General features: G+C 67.2%; 13 protein-coding genes. 7 read left to right on the top strand and 6 right to left on the bottom strand.

The window, feature by feature from the left end:
- Positions 1 to 8 precede the first annotated feature (8 nt).
- Entirely contained in the window at positions 9 to 671 is a 663-nt protein-coding gene (locus VT03_RS10385; protein WP_075092921.1) for an HAD-IB family phosphatase, read from the bottom strand.
- 65 nt (positions 672 to 736) lie between these two features.
- A complete protein-coding gene (locus tag VT03_RS10380; protein ID WP_075092920.1) occupies positions 737 to 1675 on the bottom strand; it encodes an L-lactate dehydrogenase in 939 nt (312 codons plus the stop codon).
- 557 nt (positions 1676 to 2232) lie between these two features.
- Between VT03_RS10380 and VT03_RS10375 the strand changes: the two genes are divergently transcribed.
- The 5 genes from VT03_RS10375 (at position 2233) to VT03_RS10355 (ending at position 11307) form a co-directional block, all read left to right on the top strand.
- Positions 2233 to 4722, top strand: a complete 2490-nt coding sequence (locus VT03_RS10375; protein WP_075092919.1) for a phosphoketolase — start codon at positions 2233 to 2235, stop codon at positions 4720 to 4722.
- A 150-nt stretch (positions 4723 to 4872) separates the two neighbouring features.
- The gene (glgX, locus tag VT03_RS10370) at positions 4873 to 7083 is read left to right on the top strand and encodes a glycogen debranching protein GlgX (RefSeq protein WP_082846105.1); all 2211 of its coding nucleotides are present in this window, start codon (positions 4873 to 4875) and stop codon (positions 7081 to 7083) included.
- Between the two features lie 70 nt (positions 7084 to 7153).
- On the top strand, positions 7154 to 7915 hold the full coding sequence (locus VT03_RS10365; RefSeq protein WP_075092918.1) for an LOG family protein: 762 nt from the start codon (positions 7154 to 7156) through the stop codon (positions 7913 to 7915).
- A gap of 15 nt (positions 7916 to 7930) precedes the next feature.
- Positions 7931 to 8695 carry a hypothetical protein gene (locus VT03_RS10360; RefSeq protein WP_156514394.1) on the top strand — a complete coding sequence of 255 codons (765 nt, stop codon included), beginning with the start codon at positions 7931 to 7933 and terminating at the stop codon, positions 8693 to 8695.
- A 131-nt stretch (positions 8696 to 8826) separates the two neighbouring features.
- A complete protein-coding gene (locus tag VT03_RS10355; RefSeq protein ID WP_075092916.1) occupies positions 8827 to 11307 on the top strand; it encodes a glycogen/starch/alpha-glucan phosphorylase in 2481 nt (826 codons plus the stop codon).
- 301 nt (positions 11308 to 11608) lie between these two features.
- Here VT03_RS10355 and VT03_RS10350 read toward each other — a convergent pair whose 3' ends face one another.
- The gene (locus VT03_RS10350; protein ID WP_075092915.1) at positions 11609 to 11899 is read right to left on the bottom strand and encodes a hypothetical protein; all 291 of its coding nucleotides are present in this window, start codon (positions 11897 to 11899) and stop codon (positions 11609 to 11611) included.
- Positions 11900 to 12111: 212 nt separating this feature from the next.
- Here VT03_RS10350 and VT03_RS10345 point away from each other — a divergent pair, with 212 nt between their 5' ends.
- Positions 12112 to 12954, top strand: a complete 843-nt coding sequence (locus tag VT03_RS10345) for a hypothetical protein (protein ID WP_075092914.1) — start codon at positions 12112 to 12114, stop codon at positions 12952 to 12954.
- Between the two features lie 286 nt (positions 12955 to 13240).
- Here the strand turns inward: VT03_RS10345 and VT03_RS10340 are convergent, their stop codons facing one another.
- From VT03_RS10340 to VT03_RS10330, 3 genes are all read right to left on the bottom strand, one after another.
- Entirely contained in the window at positions 13241 to 13663 is a 423-nt protein-coding gene (locus tag VT03_RS10340) for a hypothetical protein (protein ID WP_075092913.1), read from the bottom strand.
- Between the two features lie 171 nt (positions 13664 to 13834).
- On the bottom strand, positions 13835 to 14341 hold the full coding sequence (locus tag VT03_RS10335; RefSeq protein ID WP_156514393.1) for a response regulator: 507 nt from the start codon (positions 14339 to 14341) through the stop codon (positions 13835 to 13837).
- A 334-nt stretch (positions 14342 to 14675) separates the two neighbouring features.
- Complete coding sequence (locus tag VT03_RS10330; protein ID WP_075092911.1) at positions 14676 to 15371, bottom strand: response regulator transcription factor; 696 nt, start codon at positions 15369 to 15371, stop codon at positions 14676 to 14678.
- 331 nt (positions 15372 to 15702) lie between these two features.
- Between VT03_RS10330 and VT03_RS10325 the strand changes: the two genes are divergently transcribed.
- Positions 15703 to 19848: a chemotaxis protein CheB gene (locus VT03_RS10325; RefSeq protein WP_197489283.1), complete on the top strand. Its 4146-nt coding sequence runs from the start codon at positions 15703 to 15705 to the stop codon at positions 19846 to 19848.
- Positions 19849 to 19896: the final 48 nt, after the last annotated feature.

Below are 19896 nucleotides of genomic sequence, written 5' to 3'. Positions count from 1 at the left end.
GGGCGGAGTCACTTCAACAGGAGGGGAACAATGTCGGACCAGTGCCGGTACGGGTGAAACGGCTTCCCCTCCTGGGTCAGAACGCTCGCCAGGTCGCCGCGGGCAAACCGCAGCGAATCGGGGACGAGCCGGGCCGGCGGAGCGTCCGGGAAACCGTCGCCGGCGTAGGCGACGGTCTTGTGGCGGTCGAGCAGGAACTGGACGATCGCGGTCTTGTCGACGCCGAGGTTCTCGCTGCGGAAGGGACCCGGTTCCGGCATCTCCATCACGAGGCCGGCCCCTTCGACGAACCGCCCCGGATTGGCGAAGACCGGCACGTCGATCTCCCCGAGAAGCTGGCGGATGTACCACGCGCAGCCGGCCGAAGCGACGACCACTTCCCAGCCCGCCTCGCGGAGCCGGCGGATCGCCCCCCCGAGGCCGGGATCGATGTTCATCTGCTGGATGATTTCCCGGACCCGCCGCTCCGGCTCCCGGATCGCCGCGAAGTAGCGGGCCAGCCCTTCGAAGTGCGTGATCGTTCCCGCACGGTATTCGCTCCAGAAGTCAGGCGAGTCGGGGGGCAGCAGCCGCTCGATCGCCAGGAGATAGAAGTCGTGCTCGGTCATCGTGCCGTCAAAGTCGCTGACGATCACTTTGTCCGCATCCAGGACCGACTGGGGAAACGTCATTCGCCGCTCAGGAATCAGGGAGGTTCTAACGTTCGCTATATAGACAGTGTCAGGCGATATACGAATCAGGTGAGGTCCGTGATCGCCTCCCGGATCGTCTCCGCGCTGCGGTGGAGAGCGGCCTGCTCCCCAGGATCGAGCGGCAGGGGAAACGTTTCGAGCACCCCCGCGCCGCCGAACAGCCGGGGGAGCGAGACCGTCACGTCCGCGACCCCCGCCACGTCGGCCGTCGGAGTGCAGAGGGTCAGGATCGCCCGCTGGTCGTGGAGCGCGACCTCGACCGCCCGGGCCAGCGCGCTGCCGATCCCATAATAAGTCGCCCCCTTGCCGGCGATGATCGAGTACGCCGCCCGCCGGACCTTGCGATCGATCTCCTGCCGGTCCGCCTCGCTGATCCGCAGTCCGCGGAGCCGCAGGAACTCGTCGAGCGGCATCCCCCCCAGGGTCACGAGCGACCAGGTCAGGACCTCGGTGTCGCCGTGCTCTCCGACCACGTAGCCGTGGACGTGGTGCGAGTCGACGCCGCAGTGCGTCCCCAGGAGCGTCCGGAACCGGGCGGTGTCGAGCATCGTTCCGGAGCCGACGACCCGCGAGGCGGGGACTCCCGACTCGGCCGCAAACCGCGCGGCGATGTGCGTCATGACGTCGACCGGATTCGTGGCGACAAGGAGCATCGCCTCCGGGGCGGCCCGCAGGATGCTGGGGACGACCTCCGCAAAGACCGCCGAGTTCCGCCGCAGTAGTTCCAGCCGGGATTCGCCGGGCTTCTGGTTCACCCCCGCACACAGGACCACGACCCGGCACTGGCGGAGGTCCGCGTAGTCGCCGTCGATCACGTTGAGCGGCGAGGCAAAGGGGACGGCGTGGCGGATGTCGTCCGCTTCGGCCGCGGCGCGGTCGCGGTTCTTGTCGACGAGGACGATCTGCCGGCCGACGCCGCGCATGACCATGGCGTAGGCCGCGGTCGCGCCGACGAACCCGGCCCCCACGACTCCGACTTTCATGCGGCACCTCCTGCGGCTCGAGCGACCGCCGGCGGGCGAATCGACATCGAACCTCTCTCGATGAACCGGACGATCTGTCTTGCCCAACCTTCCCGAAGCGGGCCAGCCGTGGAGGGCCCGCAGGTCATGGTCAGAAGCTGAAGCGCTTGGCGGAGAGACATGTTGCCGGAACGCCACACAGGATTCCGCGCGATGGATCAAGCAAGTGCGCAAAACGAACACGGCATTCGCCAGGGCACGACGACATCCTGCTCTCGAATCCGCGCGAAGTCAAACAGCAAGAGTTAAGAACGCGATAACGCGCCGCCGGAAACGTATGACACAAACGTGATCCGACGGAGTTCGAACGCGACATTTGCCCGGTCCACTCTTGAATCGCTCGCGGCGAAGGTATGATGTGCGTCGCAATCCTGGTTCGAAGAGTTCTTCCACACCTCGAACGTTCCTCTCTCCGGCATCCACTCACTGATCTCGATCGGCACGCCACGGCAGGCGAGCCGTCCTCCCGCATGGATGGGCGATTCGGCACGTCTCCCCCTCGCACTTGACGGATCATCATGGCCACGACCGGAACGCTTCCACGCCGCGACGCGGCAGTCTCTCCCCCGGATCATGACGGAGCTCCTCTGTCGCACGCCCCGCTCGCGGCGGAAGACCTCCGGCGGCTCGACGCCTACTGGCGCGCCTCGAACTATCTCTCGGTCGGACAGATCTATCTGCTGGGGAACCCGCTCCTCCGCGAGCCGCTGAAGCGCGAGCACATCAAGCCCCGCCTGCTGGGCCACTGGGGGACCTCCCCCGGGCTCAACATGCTTTACGTCCACCTCAACCGGGTCATCAAACGGGATGACCTGAACATGATCTACATCATCGGCCCGGGGCACGGCGGGCCGTCGCTCGTGGCGCACGCCTACCTGGAAGGGACCTACAGCGAGTTCTATCCGAACATCGGCCAGGACGCGGACGGGATGAAGCGGCTGTTCAAGCAGTTCAGCTTCCCCGGCGGGATCCCGAGCCACGTCGCCCCCGAGACCCCCGGCAGCATCCACGAAGGGGGCGAGCTCGGTTACGCCCTGAGCCACGCCTACGGGGCCGCGTTCGACAACAAGGATCTGATCGTCTCCTGCATCGTCGGCGACGGTGAAGCGGAGACGGGACCACTCGCGACCGCGTGGCACGGCAACAAGTTCCTCAATCCGGCGCGGGACGGCGCCGTCCTGCCGATCCTGCACCTCAACGGGTACAAGATCGCCAACCCCTGCTTCCTGGCCCGCATCCCCAAGGAGGAGCTGCAGAAGCTGTTCGAGGGGATGGGCTACAAGCCCTACTTCGTCGAGGGACATGAGCACGAGTCGGTCCATCAGCAGCTCGCCGCGGCGCTCGATGCCGCGACCCGCGAGATCCGGGCGATCTGGAAGCGGGCCCGGACCGATGGCGACCTCTCCCGCCCCGCCTGGCCGATGATCGTCTTCCGGACCCCCAAGGGGTGGACCTGCCCGGCGACGATCGACGGCAAGAAGTGCGAGGACTACTGGCGGAGTCACCAGGTCCCGATGGGAGAGATGGACAAGCCGGAGCACATCCGGATCCTCGAAGAATGGATGAAGAGCTACCGACCCGAGGAGCTGTTCGACGAGTCCGGAAAGTTCCGCGAGGAGTTCGCCTCGCTCGCCCCCGAGGGAGAGCGGCGGATGAGCGACAACCCGCACGCCAACGGCGGGCTCCTGCTCCGCGACCTCAAGATGCCCGACTTCCACGACTACGCGGTCGAGGTGGCTTCGCCCGGCGCGACGAACGCCGAGTCGACGCGGGTCATGGGCAAGTTCCTCAAAGACGTCATGCAACGGAACCTGCCGAGCGAAAACTTCCGCCTGTTCAGCCCGGACGAGAGCAACTCGAACCGCTGGCAGGACGTCCTCGACGTCACGACCCGCTGCTACATGGCGGAGATCTATCCCGAGGACGACAAGCTCAGCCCGGACGGGCGTGTCATGGAAGTCCTCAGCGAGCACCAGTGCCAGGGGTGGCTGGAAGGCTACCTCCTGACCGGCCGGCACGGGTTCTTCTCGTGCTATGAGGCCTTCATCCACATCATCGACTCGATGTTCAACCAGCACGCCAAGTGGCTCAAGGTGTGCAACCACATCCCGTGGCGGCGGCCGATCGCCTCGCTGAACTACCTGCTGTCGAGCCACGTCTGGCGGCAGGACCACAACGGGTTCTCGCACCAGGACCCCGGGTTCATCGACCACGTCATCAACAAGAAGGCCGAAGTCGTCCGCGTCTATCTCCCGCCCGATGCCAACACGCTCCTCTCCGTCACGGACCACTGCCTGCGGAGCCGGAACTACATCAACGTCGTCGTCGCGGGGAAGCAGCCCGCGCCGCAGTGGCTGACGATGGACCAGGCGGTGAAGCACTGCACGCTGGGCCTGGGGATCTGGGAGTTCGCCAGCAGCGACAAGGGGTGCGAGCCGGATGTCGTCATGGCCTGCTGCGGCGACGTCCCGACGCTCGAGACCCTGGCGGCGGTCGACCTCCTGCGGCGGCACCTTCCGGACCTCAAGGTGCGGGTCGTCAACGTCGTGAACCTGATGAAGCTCCAGCATGCCGGGGAGCATCCGCACGGCCTGTCGGACGGAGACTTCGACGCGATCTTCACCAAGGACAAGCCGGTGATCTTCGCCTTCCACGGCTATCCGTGGCTGATCCACCGGCTGACCTACCGCCGCACCAACCATCGGAACATCCACGTCCGCGGCTACAAGGAGGAGGGGACGACCACGACCCCCTTCGACATGTGCGTCCTGAACCAGATCGACCGGTTCCACCTCGTCGGCGATGTCATCGACCGGCTCCCGCAGCTCGGAGCCCGGGCCGCCTACTTCAAGCAGGCGATCCAGGAGAAGCTGATCGAGCACAAGCACTACATCGCCGAGCACGGCGACGACATGCCCGCCGTCAGCGGCTGGAAGTGGGGAGACTACGCCAAGGGTGGCGCGGGCGACGGCCAGCGGGGGACGTCGACCGAAGGGGACAACGTGTAGCGGGAAGTTTCCAGCCGTCAGCGATCAGTTGTCAGTCAGGCCAGCCGTTGAAGCCGCCTGAGAAGAAGACTGACGGCAAAGGACTTCGAACGGATAACTGAGGCCCTTCCCGACCGGCCGTCGCGCCGGTCCACTCCGCCGAGACCTCCCATGATCCACAGCGGCCTGCCGGCTCCTGCTGAGGACCAGACGCGTTCCGCCGCGCCGCCGACGGCTCCCCTGCCCTCGGCGGCGACCGCACCGTCGCGGCCACGGCCGGCCGCGGCCCGCGGCGAACGGAGCCGGACCGAGGGCTCCTCGACGCCGCTCGGCGCCACGCCCGTCGAGGGGGGAGTCAACTTCAGCCTCTACTCCCGGCACGCCACCGGCGTCGACCTGCTGCTGTTCGACAACGTCGACGACGCCGAGCCGTCGCGGGTCCTGCCGCTCGATCCGGTCCGCAACCGGACGTATTACTACTGGCACCTCTTCGTTCCCGATCTCCAGCCGGGGCAGCTCTACGGCTACCGGGTCCACGGGCCAAACGATCCGGATCGCGGCCTCCGCTTCGATGCGACCAGGTCCCTGCTCGACCCGTACGGCCGGGCGGTCGCGATCTCGTCCCAGTATGACCGCCGGGCTCTCACCCGGCCGTCGGGGCCGGCCGGCCCCGCGATGAAGAACGCGGTCGTCGATGTCGCGGGCTATGACTGGGAGGGGGACCAGCCGCTCCGGAATCCCTCCGCCCGGCGGATCATTTACGAGATGCATGTCCGGGGCTTCACCCGGCATCCGAACTCGGGCGTCGCGGAGGAGCAGCGCGGGACTTATGCGGGGCTGATCGAAAAAATCCCCTATCTCAAGGAGCTCGGCATCACGGCGGTCGAGCTGCTGCCGGTCTTCGCCTTCGATCCGCAGGACTCCCCGCCGGGACGGATCAACTACTGGGGCTACGCGCCGATCGGCTTCTTCGCGCCGCACGCGGCCTACGCGTCGGATCCGCGTCCCCACGGAGCGATCGACGAATTCCGGGACATGGTGAAGGCCCTGCACCGGGCCGGGATCGAGGTGATCCTCGACGTCGTCTTCAACCACACGGCGGAAGGGAACGAGGGTGGCCCCGCGCTCGGGTTCCGCGGGATCGACAATCCGACCTACTACGTCCTTGAGGATGGCGACGGGGGCAGACGGCGGTACGCCAACTACTCCGGCTGCGGCAACACGCTGAACGCGAACCACCCCGTCGTGCGGCGGCTGATCGTCGATGCCCTCCGCTACTGGGTCGAGGTGATGCATGTCGACGGGTTCCGGTTCGACCTGGCCTCGATCCTTTCGCGGGACGAGAGCGGCCGCCCGATCCCGAACCCGCCGGTCCTGTGGGACATCGAGTCCGATCCGGTCCTCGCCGGGACGGTCCTGCTGGCGGAAGCGTGGGACGCCGCCGGTCTGTACCAGGTCGGGAGCTTCGTGGGGGACGCCTGGCGGGAGTGGAACGGCCGCTTCCGCGACGACGTGCGAGACTTCGTCCGGGGGGTCGGCGGGGCGGCGCGGCGGGTGGCGGACCGGCTCATCGGCAGCCCGGAGATCTTCCGGCACGAGCAGCGGGAGGCGGAGCAGAGCGTCAACTTCGTCACCTGCCACGACGGGTTCACGCTGAACGACCTCGTCTCCTACAACGCCAAAGACAACGCCGCCAACGGAGAAGAGAACCGGGACGGGTCGGACGACAACCGGAGCTGGAACTGCGGCGTGGAGGGCCCCAGCGACGATTCGGCGATCGAGCGGCTCCGCGACCGGCAGGCGAAGAACCTCCTCGCGATCACGATGCTCTCGCTCGGCATGCCGATGTTCACGATGGGGGACGAGGTCCGCCGGACGCAGGGGGGAAACAACAACGCCTACTGCCAGGACAACGAGACGAGCTGGTTCGACTGGTCGCTCGTCGAAACGAACGCGGATCTGCTGCGGTTCGTGCGGCTGCTCAACGCGCGGCGGGGACTCCGGAGCACGGTTCACGAAGAGCACCGCGTCAGCCTGACGGACATGCTCGACCGGGCCGATGCCTCGTGGCATGGGGTCCGACTCCATGAGCCCGACTGGGGCGACGCCTCGCGGACGCTCGTTTTGGAGGCGCGGCTCAAGGCCCAGAACTTCCGCATCCTCCTGGTCCTGAACGCCTACTGGGAGCCTCTCGACTTCGAGCTGCCGCCGCTCGAGGCCGGGGAGTGGCTCCGCTGGATCGACACCGGCCGCCCCGCGCCGGACGACATCGTCGACCCGCACGCTCCCCTGCCCGCCGTGGCGGGGGCCACGTATCGCGCCGAAGGCCGTTCGGCGGTGCTGCTGGTTTCGGCTCCCCCGAGTCCGGCCGGCTCCTCCTGAGCAGCGACATCCCCGGCCCGTTCCTTTCCTGGCCCCTCCCCTTCCTTAAGAGATGCAGAGAACCGATTCGATGAAAGAGCCCGCGTCGTCCCTGGGTCCCGTCAGTCTGGCCGATGAGGAATCGGTCCGCCGCGTCCTCGTCGATTCCGTCATGAATCTGTGGGACGTCGTGAACAACCTGACTCGGCTCCGCCCCACGCGGCACGAGCGATACCGCGTCACGATCTTCGGCTCCGCCCGGGCGACCGAAAGCTCGTTCGCCTACGGCGAGGTCCGGCGGATCGCCTCCGCGCTCTCCGAGATGGGCTGCGACATCATCACCGGCGGCGGACCGGGCCTGATGCGGGCCGCCAACGAAGGGGCCGCGCCGAAGGAGGGGGCCGCGGGGACGAGCGGGCACTCGGTCGGGATCCGGATCGACCTTCCGTTCGAGCAGGAGGTCAATCCGTTCGTGAAGGACGCCTTCACGCACCGGACCTTCTTCACCCGGCTGCACCAGTTCGTCCTGATGTCGGACGCCTACGTCGTGGTCCCCGGGGGGATCGGCACCGTCCTCGAGCTGATGCTGGTCTGGCAGCTCCTTCAGGTGAAGCACGTCGAGAACGCCCCGCTGATTCTCGTCGGGAAGATGTGGCAGGGGCTCGTGGAGTGGGCCCGCACGGCGTTCCTGCAGGCGGACCATCCGCTCGTCAACCCGGAGGACCTGGCGATCCCGATCTGCGTCGACTCCGCGGACGAAGCGGTGGCGGTCCTCCGCGAGTACCACGCCCGCTGGGCCGCCGCGAATCCGTCGTCTCCCTCCCCGTCCCCGGCCCCTTCCTCGCACTCCTGAAGAAACGCACTCTCCTTGGGCACTTTCCTGCACGACATGTCGCCGTCCGTCGAGGCCACGCTGTTTGCCGCGGCGATGCTGATCGCCTGGGGTGTGGGATGGAAGTGGGGGGCGTGGCGGCGGGAACTGGCGGCGGGGGACGGCGGCCGGCTCAACGAAGCAATCCTGGCCCTCCTGGGGCTGCTGCTGGCCTTCACGGTTTCGATGTCGCTGGGGAAGCATGACCAGCGGCGGCAGATGATGGTGACCGACAGCAACGCGATCGGCGACTTCCTGACCTGCGTGCAACTGCTCGAGGATTCGCACCGGGCGCCGCTGGAAGCGGTGCTGCGGAAGTACGTGGAGGCCCGCCTCGCGCTCGTCGCGGCGAGTCCTCCGCCGGACGAGTTCGAGCGGCGGCTGACGGCGCTCGAAGCGATGCAGTCGGAGATGCTGGCGCAGGTCGGCACCGCGATCCGGAGCGGGACGCCCATCGCCATGCCGCTCGTCATGACCCTCAACGAAGTGACCAGCAGCCATGCCGCCCGGCTCGCCGCGTTTCGAGACCGGCTCCCCGGCAGCGTCGTCCTGACGCTGCTCATCGCCGCCGGCCTGTCGATGGCGATGACCGGATACCGCCAGGGGCTCACCGGAGACTGGCGGCTCGGCGGACCGATCGGTTTTACCTTCCTCGTCAGTCTCACGGTGGGGGTGGCGCTCGATCTGAACCAGCCGCAGAGCGGTTGGATCCGGGTCAGCCAGGAACCCCTGCAGCGACTGCTGCGGAGCATTCAATCGTGAACTGTGCGGCTCCGGGGCGGCCTCCCTCGTCGACCGACGACGGAAGCGGCTCCGGAAGGCAAGTCCCTGTCGTCTCGATCCCCCACGCCCTTTCGATCCCCGTAGCGGCCTCGGCCCCAAAAGGAGTTCCCATGGCACCACGCACTTCCAAGAGCGCCCCGGCCTCGACGAACCGCACCCCGACGACGGCGGGCACGGCGGCGGAGCACGCCTCTCCCTATCGGGACCATCTGGCCCTGGACCAGGTGGTCCCGGCCGAGGCGGCGACGCCGCGGGAGCGGTTCGAGGCGCTCGCCCGGACGCTGCGGGACGCGATCGCGCCGAACTGGCTGAAGACCCGGGCACTGCAGGACTCGGCCAACCCGAAGCGGGTGTACTACCTGTCGATGGAGTTTCTCATCGGCCGGACACTGGTGAACAACATCATCAACATGCGGGCGGAATCCCTCGCGCAGGAGGCGCTCGCCCCCGCTCCCGAGACGACGTGGCGGGAGCTCATCGAGCAGGAGCCGGACGCGGGGCTCGGCAACGGCGGGCTGGGACGGCTCGCGGCGTGCTACATCGACTCCCTGGCGACGCTGCACATCCCGGCGATGGGCTACGGCCTGCGGTACGACTACGGCATCTTCCGGCAGGGGATCGAGAACGGTCAGCAGGTCGAGCATCCCGATCCGTGGCTGGCCCACTCCGATCCGTGGGAAGTGGTCCGCTGCGGGGAGTCGGTCTCCGTGCCGATCGCCTGCAGTTTCGAGCTGGAGCACGGCGTGCTCCGGGCCGTGTCGGGAGGGTCGTCGCGGCTGATGGGAACGCCCTATGACCGCCCGGTCGTGGGATACGGCGGCGAGACGGTCAACACGCTGCGGCTGTGGAAGGCGTCCGCTCCCGATGAGTTCGACTTCCGCGAGTTCAGCGGCGGGGACTTCGTGGGGGCGGTCGTGGACCAGATCGTCGCCGAGTCGGTGACCCGCGTTCTCTATCCGGACGATTCGACGAATGCCGGGCAGGCGCTCCGCTTCGTCCAGGAGTATTTCCTCGTGTGCTGCTCGCTCGGGGACATCGTCGCCCGGTTCCGGAAGCAGAACAAGGACTGGCAGCAGCTCCCCGAGAAGGTGGCGATCCAGCTCAACGACACGCACCCCGCGATCGCGGTGGCGGAGCTGATGCGGCTGCTCCTCGACGAAGCCCATCTCTCCTGGGAGACGGCGTGGGACCTCACGGTCCGGACGCTGGCCTATACGAACCATACGCTCCTGCCGGAGGCGCTCGAGAAGTGGCCGGTCCGGTTCTTCGAGCGGGTCTGCCCGCGGCACCTGGAGCTGATCTACGAGATCAACCGCCGCTTCCTCGACGACGTCCGGGCCCGCTATCCGGGGGACGAAGGGCGGATCGAGCGGATGAGCCTCGTGGAGGAGGGGCACGGGCGGCTCATCCGGATGGCGCATCTGGCGATCGTCGGCTCGCACAGCGTGAACGGCGTGGCCCGCATCCATTCGGAGCTGCTGCGGACGCGGGTCGTCTCGGACTTTGCCGAGATGTATCCCGATCGGTTCAACAACAAGACGAACGGCGTCACTCCCCGCCGGTGGATCCAGCAGGCGAACCCGGAGCTGGCGCGGCTTCTGAACGCGACGATCGGGGATACGTGGCTGACGGATCTCAGTCAGCTGCAGGGGCTGGCGGCCCGGGCGGACGACCCGAAGTTCCAGGAGGAGTTCCGCGCGGCGAAGCGGGGGGCCAAGGAGCGGTTTGCCGAGTGGGTCCGGACGACGACGGGGCAGGAGGTCGATCCGACGACGCTGTTCGACTGCCAGATCAAGCGGATCCACGAGTACAAGCGGCAGCTGCTGAATGTGCTGCATATCGTGGTGCTGTACTCGCAGTTGCGGGACAACCCGGACCTGGCGATGCCGCGGCGGACGTTCTTCTTTGCCGGCAAGGCGGCGCCGGCGTATCGGCTGGCGAAGCTGATCATCAAGCTGATCAACGACGTGGCCCGCGCGGTCGATGCCGATCCGCGGACGCGGGACCGGATCCGGGTGGTGTTCCTGCCAAACTACAACGTGACGCTGGCCGAGCGGCTGATTCCGGCGGCGGATGTCTCCGAGCAGATCTCGACCGCGGGGTACGAGGCGAGCGGGACGGGGAACATGAAGTTCATGATGAACGGGGCGCTGACGATCGGGACGCGGGACGGGGCGACGATCGAGATGGCGGAGCAGGCGGGTGAGGAAAACCTGTTTCTGTTCGGGCTGACGGCGCAGCAGGTGGCGGAGAGCCGGGGGTGGTATGACCCGCGGTGGCATTATGAGAACGAGCCCGAGACGCGGCGGGCGCTGGACCTGGTGTTTGGGAATCATTTCAGTCCGGCGGAGCCGGGGATTTACGAGCCGATCCGGGAGGCTCTACTGACGCATGGGGATTACTTCATGCACCTAGCGGATTTGACGGCTTATGCGGAGGCTCATCGGCGGATTGGGGAGGTGTATGCGGATCCGCGGGAGTGGACGCGTCGTGCGATTTTGAATGTAGCGCGGTCGGGTCTGTTTTCGAGTGATCGGGCGATTGCGGAGTATGCGGCGGACATCTGGAGTGCGGAGCCGTGTCTCGCGTAAGAGGACCATCACCCCGCCTCACCCTGATCCGGGTCCAGGGGCACCCTGGTGGGGAGTGCAGAGGGGCCTGTGTTGTTCTTTTGGCCCTTTGCCCGCCGGAGGCCTGGCCGTCGAGAGATGTCTGAAGGAGCCCGTGTCCAAGCGCGGGCGACGTGCCGGATGCCCCCTCACCAACCCGCGAGGATTGCAAAGCGAGCGTTGAGGATTGAGGGAGTCCTCAATGCTGGCACCACACAATGGACGTCCGTTGTGTACCACGGCTCAGCAGGGAAGCGCCACCGGCGGCCGGGGAATTGGTCCATTACCATCCCCTCTTCACCTTCGCCTTGCCGCTCTCAACGTCTATCACAACACAGACAATCTGTTCTCCACCGTCTATTACCACCCCGACGGCACGACTGTCTCTCATAAACCGAACCAGCCATTGCGCGGGTCGCGGACTCCGAAACGGAACATCACCGTCACCAGTAAACTCCTCTCTAAATTCAGCTCGCAAAAGCGTATACCCGCGTCTTCTCTTCTTTCTCGTGCCCTCTTTCTTCTTGAGAAACTCCTTTGCAATCTCAATGGCTACGGCTTCTGTGATGGACATCAGGTTGACTCCCCGAAAACTCGGCCACGACTGATGTCGTCCTGAAGGGTCCTTGATTCTTCTTCGCCGCACTGAGTCCCGCTTCGACGCCCGCCCCCCAGTGGCTTTCGCACGTTGAGTTTGAGCAATCCACGCCGCGCCGGCTAGGACGCGGTCCCGCCCTGCTGTATAGTCACCATGTCTATACTCAAGATCAGGCGGCGGGAGGAGTCATGGAAGCGGGTCATTGGCGCTGGATCGTAGTCGCTCTTCTCTCCGCAGCGCTCGGAAGCCCGGCGGTCGCGGAGGACTCCCCAGAGGAAGCCGCCCGGGCCGCCAAACTGGAGTTCCTGACGCAGAAGTGGAAAGCGGTGAAGGTCCATCCCGCGGGGAAGCCCGAGGCCGCCTACCGCTTTCAGGAAGCCCCCCTCTTCCGGTGGCAGAACCCGATCAGCGGCGCCGACGGGGCGATCTTCGTCTGGACGAGCGGCGGCCGGCCGGTGCTCCTCTGCAAGACCCACGTCAACGACAAGACCCGGGGATACATCGCCTCGTCCGTGTCGATCGCCCGCGAGCCGATCGAGGCGGAGCGGGAGGGGGCGACGTTCTGGAAAGCCCTGGAGGCGGGTGTTGTGCCGGAGACCGTCGCCGAAGCAGCGGCTCCGGCGGCCACGGAGAATGCGAGGCTCGTTCAGATGCGGGCCATCGCGCGGCGATACCAGATGGAGAGCGACTGGGGGGAAGAGAATCAAAGCCAGTGGGAGCTCCGGCTCCTGCCGACCCCCCTGATGCGGTACACGAGTCCCGATTATGACGTGGTCGACGGGGCGGTCTTCGGCTACGCCCAGGGGACGAATCCGGAGGCGATCGTGGTGATCGAGGCGGTCCGGAGCGAGGGGAAGGTGGCGTGGCAGGCGGCCCCGGCGCGGCTGTCGGCGTATGCAATCCGGGGCCGGATCGACGGGCGGAAAGTGCTCGACGTGCCGCAGATCAAGGTGACGCGTGATGGCGAGACGTACCGGCATCAGTACGTGCGGTTGATGCCGTATCCGTTCGAGGCGGTGGTTGCGCCCTGAGCGGACGCCGGAAAGGCGATTGGGGCGGCTCGACTCGATAGGACCAGCGCGAAGGCAAAGCGCGGCCCCCGAGCGTAATGAGGCGAGAGACGCCTACCCCGAAGGGGTTACGCCCGACAGCCCGGGGTTGCCGCGGAGCGGCTACCCTGGGTTTTGAGCATGAGATCGTTGAATCCCAACGGGGTTCCGCCAGACCGCCGCTGTTTTGACGCAACCCCTTCGGGGTAGATTGGAGCGTTTGCAGGCTGCCACCAGACGATGCGTTTCGGCTGACGTCTGGTCCTGTCTAGAACTCGACAGACAGCCCGCGGTCCGAGGGATGCGGGGAGTCGTGAACGGGAAGGACCCGCCGGCGGGCTGGTCCATTTTCGAATCGGGCCTCGACGAAGAGAAACCGGAACGGCGTTCGGGAATTGATCAGTCCCAGGCAGCCCCGCCGACCGCTGACGGGAATTCGGACGACAAAGGGAGCGTTTCTCTCAGGCCGTATCACGACGGAGAAGGCCCCCTCCGGATGCGTTTCGACGGCCGCCCGTTCGGCGTACTGCTCGTTCGGGAGAGGAATGCAAAGGATCGAGTCGGGCGGCCTGTCCGAGATCCAGTGAACGGTGACCGGAAAGTGGCCGTCCCAGACCTGGACCGGGAGCAGCTGAGCCGCCAGCACCCCGAGGGCGACAACGCCGAGGAATGTCACGGCCGCGCGTTGCATGGACCGGATCCGCGATGAGCTTGGCCGCCAGGGGCGGGCGATCGTCAGGAACGTCTCACTCCACTCTCCCTCACGGCCGGCTGCCGGTCAACAGGTTCTCGCGACTGCCGCCGCGAGCGGTGAGAGAATGGCGAACCTCGCCGGCGCGCGAGGTCAGCGGATCACGCGACGTCACTGCGTCACGATCCACGCGAGAGCGTTGAGGAGATCGCACCGGCGGACCGGGCGCTGGAGGCAGCGGAGTTCGGGGAGGCCCGTGGCGCGGGAGAGATGGCAGGGGAGAACGTTGCCTGTCGCGATCAGGAACGCGGAGGGGGAGAGCCACTCGTTGGCGATCGCCGCCACGGAGGCGAACGACAGGTACGAGAGGTCGTGCGCCACGATCAGGACGCGCGGCCGACTGGCGCTGAGATGGCCGATCACGTCCCGCGCGTTCCGGGCGGAGAGAACGCGGAAGCCCGCCTTGAGGCACGCTTCCTCGCACAGGGCGCGGGTCTCGGGATCCTCCTCGCAAAGGAGGGCAAAGGGAAGATGCGACTGCGCCGGCCCCGCCGCGGCGGCGGGCGTTCGCGCGGCCCGCGGCTCGCGTTCCGGAGGGAAGACCCACGGGGACGGAGCGCCCGGGTCCCGCTCTTTTCCGGCTCCCGGGAAGGGGGCCGATGCGGTCAATGAATTCATAGTTGCCTGAAGAGTTGAGCGACGAAGCGGACGAGAGATCTGGCCGGCAGGCAAAAGCGTTCGTGCTGTCGTCCACTGTCGGGCGGATTGCCCAAAAGACAACGGGCGTCCGACCGTGTCGCGGGCGAATCGGGCGAAACCGGACAAACCCTTGGACGGTTTTCGCGAAGCTCCCATGAAGCGATTCGGGAAATGCGAAGCGGGCTGCCGGCGGAGGCGGTTTTCAGTCGTCAGTGATCCGTTTTCCGCCAGACGAGAGCAGCACTGTGGAGAGACGCCTGAACGGCCATCGCAGCGGGGAGGGACCGCGCAACAGACGCCGGGCCCTGCCGGATCACCGCGATTCCGCGACGTCGGACTGCCCGAGCACGTGGGCGGTGGCCTGCCGCACGACGGCGCTGCTGCCGGAGAGCTGCAGCTTCTCCTTGATGTTCTGACGATGGTACTCGATCGTCTTGATGCTCAGGTGCAGTTCCCGCGCGATCTCCTTGGCGGTCATCCCCCGGCCGAGGCGTTCGAAGACCTCCATCTCCCGGTCGGAGAGGAGTTCCAGCGGCGACTTCGCGGCGACGGGACCGCCGGAGCGGGCCGCCAGGATGCGGTCGGTCATGCGGGGACTCAGGGAGATCCGCCCCTCCAGGACCCTCTCGATCGCCTCCAGCAGCACCGGCACCGGCTCCTGCTTGCTCACAAACCCGTGTGCCCCCGCCCGCAGGGCCCGCTCGGCGAACAGGTCCTCCTCCTGCATCGACAGCACGAGCATCCGGCACGCGGGAACGGCGTCGCGGATCCGTTTGATCAGCTCCAGACCGTCGCCGCGGGCCAGCCGGAGGTCGATGATCGCCAGGTCCGGAACGACGTCGCGGACCATCTGAAGCGCCTCGAGGCTCTCGGCCGCCTCGCCGCACAGCTCCCATCCGGCCCGGCTCCGGATCAGGTGCGCGATCCCCAGCCGCAGCAGTTCGTGATCGTCGACAATGACGATCCGGCGGGGACGACCATCGGACTGAGAACCGGTGTCCTGACTCATGGGAGGATCGGCCTTGGGGAATCGAGGGGTGGGTCGACAGCATCGATTCGCAGCGGACCGCAGGACCGCGATTTTACTCCCTCTTCCCCCACCCGGCCCACAAGCAGGATACCGGGTTTTTCCTGGTTCCCGGGGGTGTCGCCGGAAGACCACAAGACGGCCGCGGCGCGGGCTCGTTTTTCCTTCCAGCGTCCGTGTTGAAAGCGGCATGACTCGGTACATTGGCTGGATGGGGCGGAGTGCCGTGTCAGGACGGCCTTTGCGTCCGTGTCATGGCCGGCACGGCGCCGATCCACTTCGCCTCGATCCGTGCCGGAGATCAGGTGTTTCCATGTCCATCGAACCGGAGGTCGTTTCAGAAGGGGACGAGCAAGGGGGCAACGGCGATCTCATCCAGGTGCCGCGGTCGGCGGCCCAGGTCGATGACGAGAACCCGCCCCGGCTCCCCTTTCCGGTCGTGGCGATCGGCGCGTCCGCCGGCGGGCTGGAAGCGTTCATGGAGTTCTTTCAGAACATGCCCCCCAAGCCGGGGATGGCCTTCGTCCTGGTCCAGCATCTCCCGCCCGACCGGGAGAGCATGATCTCCGAGATCCTCCGCCGGCACACCCCGATGCCGGTCGACCAGATCGAGGACGGGATGGTGGTCCAGCCGGACCATGTCTACGTCATCCGCCCGGGCCGCACGCTCACGCTCAAGGACGGGCGGCTCCATCTCTCGGAGCCGCTGACGACTCCCCGGCACGGACGCCCGGTCGACGACCTGTTCCGCTCCGTGGCCGAAGAGCAGCGGGAACGGGCGATCTGCATCGTCATGTCCGGGATGGGGAGCAACGGGACGGCCGGGACGGAAGAGGTCAAGGCGGTCGGCGGCCTGGCGATCGCGCAGGACCCGGAGTCCGCCAAGTTCCCGTCGATGCCGCGGCACCTCGTCGATTCGCACCTGGCGGACCTGATCCTCAAGCCGTCCGAGATGCCGGCGGCCCTGCTCAAGTACGCGCAGCACTCCTACGCCAGCGGCCACGGCGGCCCCTCCGCCGGAAGCCCCCGGACGGAACAGGCGCTCTCGGACATCCTGACGATCCTCCGGACGCGGGCCCGGCACGATTTCACCGGGTACAAGAAGGCAACCATCCTGCGGCGGATCCAGCGGCGGATGGGTCTGTGCCAGATCGAGAACCTCATCGACTACGCCGCCCTCCTGCGGCAGACCCCCGGGGAGATCCAGGCCCTTGTCGACGATCTCCTGATTCACGTGACCGGCTTCTTCCGCGATCCCGAGGCCTGGGAAGCGCTGCGGGAACACGTCCTCCTCCCTCTGGTCCGGGAGAAGGAGACGAACGGGGCGATCCGCTGCTGGGTCTCGGCCTGCTCCTCCGGCGAGGAAGCCTACACCCTCGCGATCCTGCTCAACGAAGTCGCCGCGATGGAGCGGAAGACGGTCGACATCAAAATCTTCGCCACCGACATGGCGGAGCGGACCCTCTCCCACGCCCGCTCCGGCCTCTATCCCGGCGGAATCGAGACGGAGATCAGTCCGGAGCGGCTCGAGCGGTACTTCGACCGGGAAGACAGCCTGTACCGGATCAAGCGGGAGATCCGCGAGTGCGTCGTCTTCGCGCCGCAGAACGTCACGCAGGATCCGCCTTTCTCGCGGCTCGACGTCGTGACCTGCCGCAACCTCCTGATCTACCTGGAGCCGGACCTCCAGGCGTGGGTCCTGGCCCTGCTCCACTTCGGCCTGATGGACGGCGGCGTCCTGTTCCTGGGGTCCAGCGAGACCGCCTCCGCCGCGGACGGCTACTTCGAGGCGATCGACAAGCGGTTCCGGATCTACCGCCGCCTCGGTCCGACGCGGCACGGCCAGATCGAGTTCTCGCGGCTGGCGGGAATCCAGTCCACGGAGTTCGAGCGCGCCCCGGGGCGGCCGCTCCCCAAGATCTCGCTTGCGCAGCTCACGAACCGGATCCTCCTGGAGCGGCATACCCCCGCCGCGGTGACGACCGACCGGCAGCTGCGGATCATGTACTTCCACGGCCAGACCGACGAGTTCCTGAGCCTCCCCGGCGGGGAGCCGACGCGGGACCTGCTCTCCCTGGTCCGCGAGTCGATCCGCGGCGCCGTGCGGGTGGCGACACAGAAGGCGATGACGGAGGGACAGCCGCAGAGCGTCAAGGACGGCCTCATCGAGACCCTGGACGGGCCCTTCCGCGTGGTCGTGACGGCGGAGCTGCTCGACGAGCGGGTCGCTCCCGGGTTCCTGCTCGTCAGCTTCCAGAAGGTCCGCGACCCGGAACCGGTTCACACCCTGCTTCTGGAGGGGAACGGCCAGAACGCGTCGCTCCAGGAAGAGCTCCAGCGGGTCCGCGACGAGCTGCAGAGCACGGTCGAGGAACTGCAGTCGAGTAACGAGGAGTTGCGGGCCGCCAACGAAGAGACGATGTCGATCAACGAGGAGCTCCAGAGCAGCAACGAAGAGCTCGAGACCAGCAAGGAGGAGCTGCAGTCCCTGAACGAGGAGCTGGTGACGGTCAACGCCCAGCTCCAGGCCAAGATGGAGGAGCTGGAGTCGACCACGAACGACCTGAGCAGCCTCCTGGCGAGCACCGACATCGCGGTCGTGTTCCTCGATACCCGGTTCCGGATCCGGCAGTTCACCCCCGCGATCCGCGACCTGATCGAGCTGATTCCCTCCGACATCGGCCGTCCGCTCAACGACCTGGCCAAAAAGTTCCACGATCCGGGCCTCATGGCCGACTGCGCCGAGGTCCTGGAGCGGCTCATTCCCCGGGAGATCGAGGTCAGCAGCGAGAGCGGCCGGCACTACATGCGCCGCGTCCATCCCTACCGGACGACCGACGACCGGATCACGGGGGTCGTCCTGACGTTCATCGACGTGACTCATCGCAAGAAGGCCGAGATTCTCCTCCGCGCCAGCGAAGAGCAGATGCGGCTCCTCGTCGAGGGGGCGAACGAATTCGCCATGATCCTCCTGGATGCCGACGGCCGGATCACGAGCTGGAACCCGGGCGCGGAGCGGCTCCTGGGATACACGGAGCGGCAGGCGATCGGGCAGAGCGGGGAGATCCTTCTGCCCCCCGAGCGGCGGGAAGAGGAGTGGCGGGAAGAGCTGGAGGAGGCGCGGAAGACCGGGAAGTCCGCCGAGGACCGCCAGCACACCCGGCGGGACGGAAGCGAGTTCTGGGGGAGTGGAGTCCTCCACGCGCTCTACGACCTCAACGGAAACATCTCCGGGTTCGTCAAGATCCTCCGGGACGACAGCGTCCGGAAGGAGCAGGAGGACGCGCAGGGGAAGACGATCCGGGCCGAGCGCCGCGCCCGGCGGGACGCTGAATGGGCGACCGGAATGCGGGATCGGTTCCTGGCGGTCCTCTCCCATGAGCTGCGGACTCCGCTCTCGTCGATCCTGCTCTGGTCGCAGATCCTGAGCGACAAGAACCTGAGCGAAGAGCAGCGGCAGCAGGGGCTGGCGGCGCTGCAGATCAGCGCGGAGTCCCAGAAGCAGCTCCTCGATGAACTGCTCGATACGTCGCGGATCGCCTCCGGAAAGATCCAGCTCCAGCCCCGGCCCACGGACGTGGGGGAACTGATTTCGACGACGGTCGAGATGATGCAGCCCTCCGCCCAGACGGCGGGGATCGCGGTGGAAACGGATCTCCAGCCCTCCCGGCTGGTGAGCCTGCTCGACCCGGACCGGATCCGCCAGGTGCTGACGAACCTGCTGACGAACGCCATCAAGTTCAACTCGGCGGGGGGCTCGGTCTCGGTCCGGCTGCGGACGACGCCGCAGGAGATCCATCTCCAGGTCTCGGACACGGGCCAGGGGATCGCGCCGGAGTTCCTGCCCGAGATTTTCGAGCCGTTCACCCAGCAGGAGCGGGAAGCGACGCGGAGCCTGGGCGGACTGGGGCTGGGACTGGCGATCTCCCGTCAGCTCGTGCAGCTGCACGGCGGATCGATCCGGGCCTCGAGCCCCGGCATCGGCCAGGGTTCGAGGTTCCAGGTGCGGCTCCCCTACACGCGGCCATCGGAGTCGCCGGCGGGCGGCGCGGCCCCGGCCGACGGTCCCGCCACGATCCCGCCGGGCTTCCGGATTCTGCTCGTGGAAGACGATGAGCAGACGCGGATCGCCATTGTCCGTCTGCTGGAACGGGCCGGGGCCGAGGTTTCGACCCTCGCGTCGCCGGCCCAGGTCCTCGACGAGCTGCAGCGGTTCAACCCGCAGCTCATCCTGAGCGATGTGGGACTACCGGAGGAGGACGGCTTCGCGATGATGCGGCGTGTCCGCGAGTTCGAGGAGACGAACCAGCGGCCCCCGGTCTCGGCCATCGCCCTCACGGCGTTCGCGCGGGAGGACGACCAGCTCCAGGCGCTCGTCTCCGGCTTCCAGCAGCACGTTTCAAAGCCGGTGGACGGGGAACGCCTGATCCGGATCATTGCCGATTACGCCCAGCCGTGATCCGGCGGCCCGCGCCGAGCCCGGCGGTCTCTCGGAGCCCAGCCCCCG

It is taken from the genome of Planctomyces sp. SH-PL14 (genome assembly GCF_001610835.1).
In the GTDB taxonomy this organism is placed as follows: Bacteria; Planctomycetota; Planctomycetia; order Planctomycetales; family Planctomycetaceae; genus Planctomyces_A.
The sequence above is the reverse complement of the archived record's forward strand: the minus strand, read 5'-3'. Positions and strand labels throughout refer to the sequence as shown.

What these genes read in the sequence shown, in the direction of transcription:
- VT03_RS10385 (WP_075092921.1), bottom strand. Translation starts at nt 671, where the DNA reads ATGACGTTTCCCCAGTCGGTCCTGGATGCGGACAAAGTGATCGTCAGC.
- VT03_RS10380 (WP_075092920.1), bottom strand. Translation starts at nt 1,675, where the DNA reads ATGAAAGTCGGAGTCGTGGGGGCCGGGTTCGTCGGCGCGACCGCGGCC.
- VT03_RS10375 (WP_075092919.1), top strand. Translation starts at nt 2,233, where the DNA reads ATGGCCACGACCGGAACGCTTCCACGCCGCGACGCGGCAGTCTCTCCC.
- glgX (WP_082846105.1), top strand. Translation starts at nt 4,873, where the DNA reads ATGATCCACAGCGGCCTGCCGGCTCCTGCTGAGGACCAGACGCGTTCC.
- VT03_RS10365 (WP_075092918.1), top strand. Translation starts at nt 7,154, where the DNA reads ATGAAAGAGCCCGCGTCGTCCCTGGGTCCCGTCAGTCTGGCCGATGAG.
- VT03_RS10355 (WP_075092916.1), top strand. Translation starts at nt 8,827, where the DNA reads ATGGCACCACGCACTTCCAAGAGCGCCCCGGCCTCGACGAACCGCACC.
- VT03_RS10350 (WP_075092915.1), bottom strand. Translation starts at nt 11,899, where the DNA reads ATGTCCATCACAGAAGCCGTAGCCATTGAGATTGCAAAGGAGTTTCTC.
- VT03_RS10345 (WP_075092914.1), top strand. Translation starts at nt 12,112, where the DNA reads ATGGAAGCGGGTCATTGGCGCTGGATCGTAGTCGCTCTTCTCTCCGCA.
- VT03_RS10340 (WP_075092913.1), bottom strand. Translation starts at nt 13,663, where the DNA reads ATGCAACGCGCGGCCGTGACATTCCTCGGCGTTGTCGCCCTCGGGGTG.
- VT03_RS10335 (WP_156514393.1), bottom strand. Translation starts at nt 14,341, where the DNA reads ATGAATTCATTGACCGCATCGGCCCCCTTCCCGGGAGCCGGAAAAGAG.
- VT03_RS10330 (WP_075092911.1), bottom strand. Translation starts at nt 15,371, where the DNA reads ATGAGTCAGGACACCGGTTCTCAGTCCGATGGTCGTCCCCGCCGGATC.
- VT03_RS10325 (WP_197489283.1), top strand. Translation starts at nt 15,703, where the DNA reads ATGTCCATCGAACCGGAGGTCGTTTCAGAAGGGGACGAGCAAGGGGGC.